1 protein-coding gene is annotated in these 10,188 nt (G+C 71.8%); it reads left to right on the top strand.

All coding sequences use genetic code 11. From position 1 onward, the window contains the following. Nucleotides 1–17: 17 nt before the first annotated feature. On the top strand, nt 18–10,188 hold a 10,171-nt coding region (locus HV824_RS32375), incomplete at its 3' end, for a non-ribosomal peptide synthetase (RefSeq protein ID WP_255208514.1).

The raw sequence follows: 10,188 nt of genomic DNA, 5'->3' as shown, positions 1-10,188 counted from the left end.
AGCCAGGGCTGGAGGGGTTGGGAAGCCTGCGGCGGGTGGTGTGCAGCGGCGAGGCGCTGAGCGCGGAGCTGGTGAAGAAGGCGTATGCGCGGCTGCCCGCCCCGGTGCGGGTACACAACCTCTACGGGCCGACGGAAGCGGCGGTGGACGTCACGTACTGGCCCTGCCCGCGCGGCGAGGACTTCCACCGGGTGCCGATTGGCCGCCCCGTAGCCAACACGGTGCTGTACGTGCTGGACACGCACGGGCAGCCGACGCCGGTGGGCATTCCCGGCGAGCTGCACATTGGCGGCGTGCAGGTGGGACGCGGCTACTGGCAGCGGCCCCAGTTGACGGCGGAGCGCTTCATCCCGGATGCCTTCAGCGGCACTCCGGGGGCGCGCCTGTACCGCACCGGAGACGTCGCGCGGTGGCTGCCGGACGGCACGCTGGAGTACCTGGGCCGGGCGGACTTCCAGGTGAAGCTGCGCGGCTTCCGCATCGAGCTGGGTGAAGTCGAGACCGCGCTCGCCGCGGACCCGGCCGTCCGCGACTCCGTGGTGCTGGCCCGTGAGGATTCGACGGGGGACCAGCGTCTGGTGGCCTACGTCGTCCTGGACGATGCGGCGGCGCAGGAGGTCGACGCGTCCTCCCAGTGGCAGGCCATCTATGACGAGGCCTACGCACGCGAGACGCTGGAGAGCGAAGACCCGACCTTCAACATCGTCGGCTGGGAGGACAGCTACACCGGCGAGCCACTGCCGCCCACACAGATGCGTGAATGGGTGGACACCACCGTGGCGCAGGTCCTCAGCTTCCAGCCCAAGCGGGTGCTGGAGCTGGGGTGCGGCACCGGCCTCCTCCTGTACCGACTGGCGCCTCGCTGCGAAGCCTACTGGGGCGTTGATTTCGCCCGGCCCGCGCTGGACCGCATCGAGCGTCAGCGTGAGCGCATGGGCGGAGCCCTGGACTCCGTACACCTGCTGCACCGGAGCGTGGACGACTTCTCTGGCCTGGAGCCGGGCTCGTTCGACACGGTCGTCATCAACTCGGTCGTCCAGTACTTCTCCAGCCCTGAGTTCCTGCTCGACGTGCTTCACGGCGCCGTGCGCGTCCTGAAGCCAGGGGGCCGCGTGTTCCTGGGCGACGTGCGGAGCCTGGAGCTGCTCGAGGCCTTCCGTGCCTCGGTGCGCCTGCACCGGACCGCGGGCCCCGTGGCCACGTCCCAGTTCGCCTATCGCGTCCAGCGCGACCTCCTGGCGGAGAAGGAGCTGGTCCTCTCCCCGGCCTTCTTCACCGCCCTGCCGACGCGCATCCCGGGCGTCCAGCGGGTGGAGGTGCTGCCGAAGCACGGGCGCTACGACAACGAGCTCAGCCGCTTCCGCTACGAAGTCGTCCTCCACGTCGGCGACGCCGCCGAGACTTCCACCCAGCGCACGAAGCCGGACTGGGTGGACGGCGCCGGCCTCACCCTGGACGGACTGCGCGAGCAACTGCGCGCGCGGCCCGGACTGCTGGCCGTGCGTGGGCTCCCCAACGCGCGCGTCCGGGAGCCTACCCGGCTCGTTGAATTGCTGGCCGCCACGCCGCCGCCCACGGTGGCGGGCCTGCGCGAGGCCCTGCGTGACTGGCCGGGGACCCGCGGCGTGGAGCCCGAGGACCTGTATGCCCTGGGCACGGAGCTCGGCTACGAGGTCCGGGTGAGCTGGGCCTCCGCGCACCGAGATGGCGCGCTGGATGTGGTGTTCGCGCGCCCCGGTGAGGCGGACACGCTCGACCTGTCCCCCGAGCCGAAGCAGGTCACCTCCTGGGATGGCCTTGTCAGCGATCCGCTGCGGGGGGCTCGGAGCGCGCAGGCGGTGAGCCGCCTCCGCGACGCGCTGGCGGACACGCTGCCGCCGCACATGGTGCCCTCCTCCTTCGTGGTGCTGCCCGCCCTGCCCCTGTCTCCGAATGGCAAGGTGGACCGCAAGGCGCTCCCCGCACCGGAGGCCGAGCGCCTGGGCGCCGCGGACACCTTCATCACGCCCCGGACGCCCACCGAGGAGCAGGTGGCGCGCATCTTCGGCGAGATTCTTGGCCAGTCCCGCGTCGGCGCGAACGATGACTTCTTCGCGCTGGGGGGACACTCCCTGCTGGCCACGCAGGTGGTCGTGCGCGTGCGCGCGCAGCTCAACACGGAGATCTCGCTGCGGATCCTGTTCGACGCGCCCACCGTGGCCCGTCTGGCGGAGCGCATCGAAGCGCTGTCCCAACTCACCGAGGCTCCGGGTGTCCCGGCCCTGGTGCCGTTGGGGCGCGGCCCGTCCGCCGACGAAGGACTGGCGATGTCCTTCGCGCAGCAGCGGCTCTGGTTCCTGGAGCAACTGCAACCGGGACAGGTCGCCTACAACATCCCCGCGGCCCTGCGGCTGACGGGGCGGCTGGACGTGGAAGCCTTGCGGCGCACCTTCGCGGAGGTGGTCCGCCGTCACGAGGCGGTGCGCACCACCTTCGTCACGAGAGAGGGCCAGCCCGCCCAGCGCATCCACCCGGCCCCCGCTGAGTGGGCACTGCCGGTGGAGGACCTGAGCGGCCTGGCGCCCGAGGCCCGTGATGCGGCCGTGCAGGCCCGCATGGCCGAAGAGGCTCGCCGCGCCTTTGATTTGGAGCAGGGCCCGCTGCTGCGCACGGTGCTGCTGCGCACCGGGCCGGACGCGCAGGTGCTGCTGCTGTGCATGCACCACATCGTCTCGGACGGCTGGTCCATGGGCGTGCTGGTGCGGGAAGTGGCCGCGCTGTACGAGGCGCTGTCGCAGGGGCGCGAGTCCCCGCTGCCCGACCTGGCGGTGCAGTACGCGGACTACGCCGCGTGGCAGCGGCGCGTGCTGGAAGGCCCGGCGCTGACGCCACAGCTGGACTGGTGGCGCTCGCGGCTCGCAGGCGCTCCCACGTTGGAGCTGCCCACCGACCACCCGCGGCCGGCCGTGCGCACGCTGCGAGGCGCCACCCATGCGTTCACGATGCCGCCCTCCCTGGTGGCCGGGCTGGAGCGCGTGGGGCAGGAGCAGGGGGCCACGCTGTTCATGGTGCTGATGGCGGGCTGGCAGGCGCTGCTCGCGCGCTACTCCGGCCAGACGGACTTCTGCGTCGGAACGCCGGTGGCTCATCGCACGCGGCCGGAGCTCGAAGGGCTCATCGGCTTCTTCGTCAACACCCTGGCGCTGCGCGCGAACGTGGACGGCGATCCGCGCTTCGATGACCTGGTGGCGCGCGTCCGCGAGGAGTCGCTGGCGGCGTTCTCGAACCAGGACGTCCCCTTCGACCGGCTGGTGGAGGCGCTGGGGGGCCAGCGAGACTTGTCGCGCACGCCGCTGTTCCAGGCCGCCTTCGTCCTCCAGAACGCCCCCATGCAGCCGCCCACGCTGCCGGGCATGGCCGTTGACGTGCTGCGCACGGGCACGGACACGGCCCGGTTCGATGTGACGCTGTTGCTGGTGGAGCGCGGCGGACGCCTGGAGGGCGAGCTCGAGTACAGCCTGGACCTGTTCACGCCGCACACCGCGCGCCGCATGGTGGAGCACCTCCAGCGGCTGCTCCGTGGCGTCACCGAGGACGCGGCTCGCCGCATCAGCGCGGTGCCGCTGTGGAGCGAGGCCGAGCGCCACGAGGTGCTCGTGGCCTGGAACGATACGGCCGCGCCCTACCCCGCTGACACCACGGTCCATCAGCGATTCATGGAGCAGGCCCGGCGGACGCCAGAGCGCGTGGCGGTGACCTTCGAGGGCCGCTCGCTCACCTATTCGGAGCTGGATGCTCGCTCCAACCAACTGGCCCGGCACCTGGTGTCCCTGGGGCTGGCGCCTGAGTCCCGTATCGGCGTGTGCGCGTCGCGCGGATTGGAGCTGGTCATCGGGGTGCTCGGCGCGCTCAAGGCCGGTGGCTGCTACGTGCCGTTGGACCCGGCCTGGCCCGAGAAGCGCCTGGAGCACGCGTCCTCCACGGCGCGCCTGTCCGCGGTGCTGACGTGGCAGTCGCTGTTGCCCTCGCTGAAGGACGGCCCGTGGCACGTCGTGGCGCTGGACGCCGATGCGGCGGACATCGCTCGTCAATCCACGGAGGCCGTGCAGGTCCCCGCGTTCCCGGAGGGGCTGGCGTTCGCCACCTTCACCTCCGGCTCGACGGGGACGCCCAAGGGCGTGGCCATTCCGCACCAGGGCTTGCTGCGACTGAGCGAGGCCTCGCGCTTCGTGACTCAGGCGCCCGCGGAGGTCTCCCTCCAGCTCTCACCGCTGGCCTTCGACGTCTCCAGCGTGGAGCTCTGGGGCACGCTGCTGCACGGCGGCAAGCTCGTCGTGTATCCGCCCGGCACGCCCGAGCCAGACGCGGTGGCCCGCCTCATCGTCGAGCACAAGGTGTCGTCGCTCCTCCTGGCGACGTCGCTCTTCGAGCTGTTGCAGCAGCACCAGCCCGAGGCCCTGGCGCGAGTCCCCCACCTGATGGTGGGCGGCGAAGCGATGCCGGCCCCTCGGGCGCGGGAGCGGCTGGCACAGGGTGGCGCGCTGACCAACGCCTACGGGCCGACGGAATGCAGCACCGTGGCCACCCGGTTCACGCTGTCGCCCGGGGAAGCGGTGGGCCGCTCCGTGCCCATTGGCCGGCCCATCGACAACACCGAGGTCTACGTCCTGGACCCGGCGCTGCGTCCCGTGCCCGTGGGCGTGCCGGGTGAGCTGTGCCTGGGTGGACCGGGCCTCGCGCGCGGCTACCTGAACCGCCCGGACCTCACCGCCGAGCGCTTCGTGCCCCACCCGTTCAGCGCCGCTCCTGGAGCCCGGCTGTACCGCACGGGCGACCGGGTCCGCTGGCGTCCGGACGGCGTGCTGGAGTTCCTGGGCCGATTGGACCACCAGGTGAAGGTGCGTGGCTTCCGCATCGAGCTGGGTGAAATCGAAGCCGTGCTGCGCGGCCATCCCTCCGTCTCCGAGGCCACGGCCGTGGTGCGCGAGGACGCCTCCGGGAGCAGTCGCCTGGTGGCCTATGTCGTTCCTTCGCGGCTGGAGGTGGCCTCGCTGCGCGAGTACCTGCACCAGCACCTGCCCGACTACATGGTCCCGTCCGCGTTCGTCGGGCTGGACGCCTTCCCGCTGACGCCGACCGGAAAGGTGGACCGCAAGGCCCTGCCAGCCCCGGACCTGAGCCTGGGGGCGGCGGACTTCGTGGCGCCCCGGACGGAGCTGGAGCAGCAGTTGGCGGCCTTGTTCCGCGAGGCGCTCGGCCTGGAGCGCGTGGGCCTGAACGACGACTTCTTCCTCCTGGGCGGCCACTCGCTGCTGGCCACCCAGGTCGTGACCCGGCTGCGCGCGCTGCTGGGCGTGGAGCTGCCGCTCCGCACGTTCTTCGAGGCTCCGACGGTGGCTCGCCTCGCCGCGCGCCTGGAGTCGGCGCCGCGGAGCCGCACCTTGCCTCCCCTGGAGTCCCTGCCCCGGCCTGCCCAGGGTGAGGCGACCTTTGACGTCTCGTTCGCGCAGCGCCGGCTCTGGTTCATGGAGCAGCTCCAGCCAGGGCTCGCCGTCAACCACATGCCCGCGGCCCTGCGGCTGACGGGGCGGCTGGACGTGGAAGCCTTGCGGCGCACCTTCGCGGAGGTGGTCCGCCGTCACGAGGCGGTGCGCACCACCTTCGTCACGAGAGAGGGCCAGCCCGCCCAGCGCATCCACCCGGCCCCCGCTGAATGGGCACTGCCGGTGGAGGACCTGAGCGGCCTTTCGCCCGAGGCCCGTGAGGCGGCCGTGCAGGCCCGCATGGCCGAAGAGGCTCACCGCGCCTTTGATTTGGAGCAGGGCCCGCTGCTGCGCACAGTGCTGCTGCGCACCGGGCCGGACGCGCAGGTGCTGCTGCTGTGCATGCACCACATCGTCTCGGACGGCTGGTCCATGGGCGTGCTGGTGCGGGAAGTGGCCGCGCTGTACGAGGCGCTGTCGCAGGGCCGCGAGTCCCCGCTGCCCGACCTGGCGGTGCAGTACGCGGACTACGCCGCATGGCAGCGGCGCGTACTGGAAGGCCCGGCGCTGACGCCACAGCTGGACTGGTGGCGCGCGCGGCTCGAAGGCGCTCCCACGTTGGAGCTGCCCACCGACCATGCGCGCCCCGCGGCCCGTGGCGCCAAGGGTGCCTCGCACTTCTTCTCACTGTCCGCCGAGCAAGTCGCGGGCCTGGAGCGGGTGGCGTCGGCCCACAACGCCACGTTGTTCATGGTGCTGATGGCGGGCTGGCAGGCGCTGCTCGCGCGTTACTCCGGCCAGACGGACTTCACGGTGGGCACGTCGGTGGCCGCCCGAAACCGGCCGGAGCTCGAAGGGCTCATCGGCTGCTTCGTCAATCCGCTGGCCCTGCGTTGCCAGTTGGACGGCAACCCGACCTTCGGCGAGCTCGTGGCCCGGGTCCGAGAAGAGGCCCTGGGGGCCTTCGCCCATCAGGAGGTGCCGTTCGAGCAGCTCGTGGACGCTGTCGGCGGCGAGCGAGACTTGTCCCGGACGCCGCTGTTCCAGACGCTCTTCGTGCTCCTGAGCACGGACCTGCTCCGGGCCCCATCGCTTTCGGGGCTCCACGTCGACGTGCTGCAGAACGCGACGGACACGTCCCGCTTCGACTTGACGCTGTCGTTGATGTCCCGGGGCGGCGCGCTGGAAGGCCAACTGGAGTACAGCCTGGAGCTCTTCACCCCGGAGACCGCCCGGCGGATGGTGGCGCACCTGCGGGTGCTCCTGGCAGCGGTGGCGGACGGGGCCGGCGCGCAGCGGCTCTCCGCGCTGCCGCTGATGGACGCCCGGGAGCGGCAGCAGGTCCTCTCGACCTGGAATGCCACTCAGGTCGCCTACCCCGTGGACGCGACGGTGCCGTCGCTCTTCGCGGCCCAGGCGCTGCGGACGCCGTTCGCCATCGCCGTGGAGCATGACGGACGCACGCTCACGTACGCGGAGCTGGATGCGCGGTCCAACCAGCTCGCGCACCACCTGCGCTCGCTGGGGTTGGGCGCCGAATCCCGCGTGGGCGTCTTCCTGCACCGGGGACTGGACCTGCTGGTGGGCCTGTTGGGCATCCTCAAGGCGGGCGGCGCCTACGTGCCGCTGGACGCGTCGTACCCCGCGCAGCGGCTGACCTTCATGGCCGAGGACTCGGGGGTGGCCGCCATCCTCACCGAGTCCGCGTTGGAGGAGGAGCTGCCCACGGGTTCGCAGCTCATCGTGATTCTGGATGACGAATGGGCGCGGATTGAGCGCCAGCCGTCGACGCCCGTGACGGGCGGGCTCGTGGGAGCGGACCAGCTCGCGTACATCACCTACACCTCCGGCTCGACGGGGACGCCCAAGGGCGTGGCCATTCCGCACCGGGGCGTGGTGCGCCTGCTCATCGGCGCACACTTCGTGGACCTGGGGCCGTCGGAGGTGGTGCTGCAACTGGCGCCCCTGGCCTTCGACGCGTCCACCCTGGAGATTTGGGGCGCGCTGCTGCACGGGGCGCGCCTGGTGCTCCATCCCCAGCGGACGCCAGACCTGGCCGAGCTGGGACAGGCCCTGCAACGGCATCAGGTCTCCGTGCTCTGGCTGACGGCCGCGCTCTTCGACCAGATGCAGCAGCACCAGCCGGAGGCCCTGGGCAAGGTGCGTCAGCTCCTCGCGGGCGGCGATGTGCTGCCGGCGCCTCGCGTCCGTGAACGGCTGGCGCAGGGCGTGGGCTTGGTGAATGGCTATGGCCCCACGGAGGGCACCACCTTCACCGCGTGCCACCGGATGTCGCCGGGCGACGCCGTGGGTGACTCCGTCTCCATCGGCCGCCCCATCGCGAACACCCAGGTGTACGTGCTGGCCCCCGACATGCGGGCCGTGCCCGTGGGAGTTCCGGGCGAGGTGTTCATCGGCGGTGACGGCCTGGCCCGGGGATACCTGGGCCAGCCCGCGCTGACCGCCGAGCGCTTCGTGCCCCATCCCTTCGGGCCTCCGGGCGCCCGGCTGTACCGGTCGGGTGACCGCGCGCGCTGGCAGGCGGACGGCACGCTCCAGTTCCTGGGACGCGTGGACTTCCAGGTGAAGCTGCGCGGCTTCCGCATCGAGCTGGGGGAGCTTGAAGCCGCCCTGCGGACCCACGCCGCGGTGGAGACGGCCATTGCCGTGGTGCGCGAGGACCTCCCTGGCGACCGGCGGCTGGTGGCCTACGTGACGCCGGAGGACGTGGACACCCCGTCCCTTCGGGAGCACCTGCGCCAGCGGCTCCCCGAGTACATGGTGCCCAACGCCGTGGTGGCGCTGAGCACCCTGCCCCTGTCGCCGAACGGCAAGGTGGACCGCAAGGCGCTCCCGGCGCCGGACCTGTCGCCCGCCGAGGACACGCAGGCGGCGGGGCTGCCCCTGCTCCAGCAGCAACTGGCGACGCTGTTCCGGGAGGTGCTGCGCGTCGAACGCGTGCGACCTCAGGACGACTTCTTCGAGCTGGGAGGCCATTCGCTCCTGGCCACGCAGTTGGTGACGCGCATCCGCGCGGCGCTTGGCGTGGAGGTCCCGCTGCGGACGATGTTCGAGGCCCCCACGCTGGCGGGACTGGCGGAGCGCGTCGAGGCGCTGATGATGCAGGCCTCGCGCGCGGCGATGCCGCCGCTGCTCCCCGTGCCCCGGGACGCGGCGCTGCCCTTGTCCTTCTCGCAGCAGCGCCTGTGGTTCCTGTCGCAGCTCCAGAAGGGCCAGGCCGTCTACAACGTGCCCTTCGCCCTGAAGCTGTCGGGAGCGCTGGACGTGGACGTGCTGCGGCGCACCTTCGCTGAAGTCGTGAAGCGGCATGAGGTGTTGCGCACCGCCTTCACCGCGACGGAGGGCCTGCCGACGCAGCAGGTCCAGCCGGCGCCGGAGGTCTGGGACCTGCCCGTGGAGGACCTGTCCGCGCTGAATGGGCCGGCTCGCGACGCGCGCGTGCGGCACCGGATGACGGAGGAAGCCCACTTCCCGTTCAACCTGGCCGTGGGGCCGCTGCTCCGCACGGTGCTGCTCCGGCTGGACGCGGAGGAACACGTGTTGCTGCTGTGCCTGCATCACATCGCCTCGGACGGCTGGTCCCTGGGGGTGCTGGTGCGCGAGGTCGCCGCGCTCTATGCCGCGTTCAGTGAGGGGCAGCCGTCTCCCCTGCCGCCCCTGGCCGTGCAGTACGCGGACTTCGCCGCGTGGCAGCGTCAGTGGGTGCAGTCGCAGGGAATCCAGACGCAGCTCGACGAGCTGAAGCGCCACCTCAAGGGCGTGCCCGCGCTGGAGTTGAACGGCGACCTGGGCCGGCCCACGACCCGCACGGTTCGAGGCGCGAGCCAGTTCTTCACGGTGTCGCCGGAGCTGGTGGAGGCGCTGGAGCAGGTGGCGCGTGAGCAGGGGGCCACGCTCTTCATGGTGCTGCTCGCGGCCTTTGAGGTCCTGCTCTCCCGGTACTCGGGCCAGAGGGACTTCTGCGTGGGCAGCCCCATTGCCCACCGCACGCAGTCCGAGCTGGAGCCGCTGGTGGGCTTCTTCGTCAACACGCTGGCCCTGCGGGCGCGGCTGGACGGAGCCCCGACCTTCGCGGAGCTGGTGTCGCGCGTGCGCGAGGAGTCGCTGGCGGCCTACGTGCGCCAGGACGTTCCGTTCGACCGGCTGGTCGAGGCCGTTGGTGGCGAGCGCGGCGGCGGCAGGTCGCCGCTCATCCAGGTGATGTTCGCCTTGCAGAACGCGCCCATGCAGCCGCCGTCGCTGCCGGACGTGACGGTGGAGCCGCTGCGGTCCACCACGGAGACGGCGCGACTCGACCTCACCCTGTCGATGATGGACCAGGGGGACGGCGGCTTGGAGGGGGCGCTGGAGTTCAGCCTCGACCTCTTCACGCCTGAAGCGGCGCAGCGGCTGACGCGCCACTTCCACACGCTGTTGGAGGCCGTCGTGCGTGATCCGCGGACGCGCATCCATGCCCTGCCGCTGCTGCCCGAGGACGAGCAGCAGCAAGTGCTGAAGGGCTTCCAGGGGCGGGAGCTGGCGCCCGCGTCGGAGGCGACGATTCACGCGCTGATGGAGGCGCAGGTGGCGCGCACGCCGGACGCGGTGGCGGTGGCGTTCGAGACGGAGCGGCTGACGTACCGGGAGCTTGAGGCGAGGGCCAACCAGGTGGCGCACCACTTGAGGGCCATGGGGGTGGGGGCGGAGTCGCTGGTGGGCGTGTGCC

Source organism: Myxococcus sp. AM009 (genome assembly GCF_013372605.1).
GTDB lineage: Bacteria > Myxococcota > Myxococcia > Myxococcales > Myxococcaceae > Myxococcus > Myxococcus vastator.
Note: the sequence above shows the minus strand (reverse complement) of the source record. Positions and strands in the feature narration are given on the sequence as shown.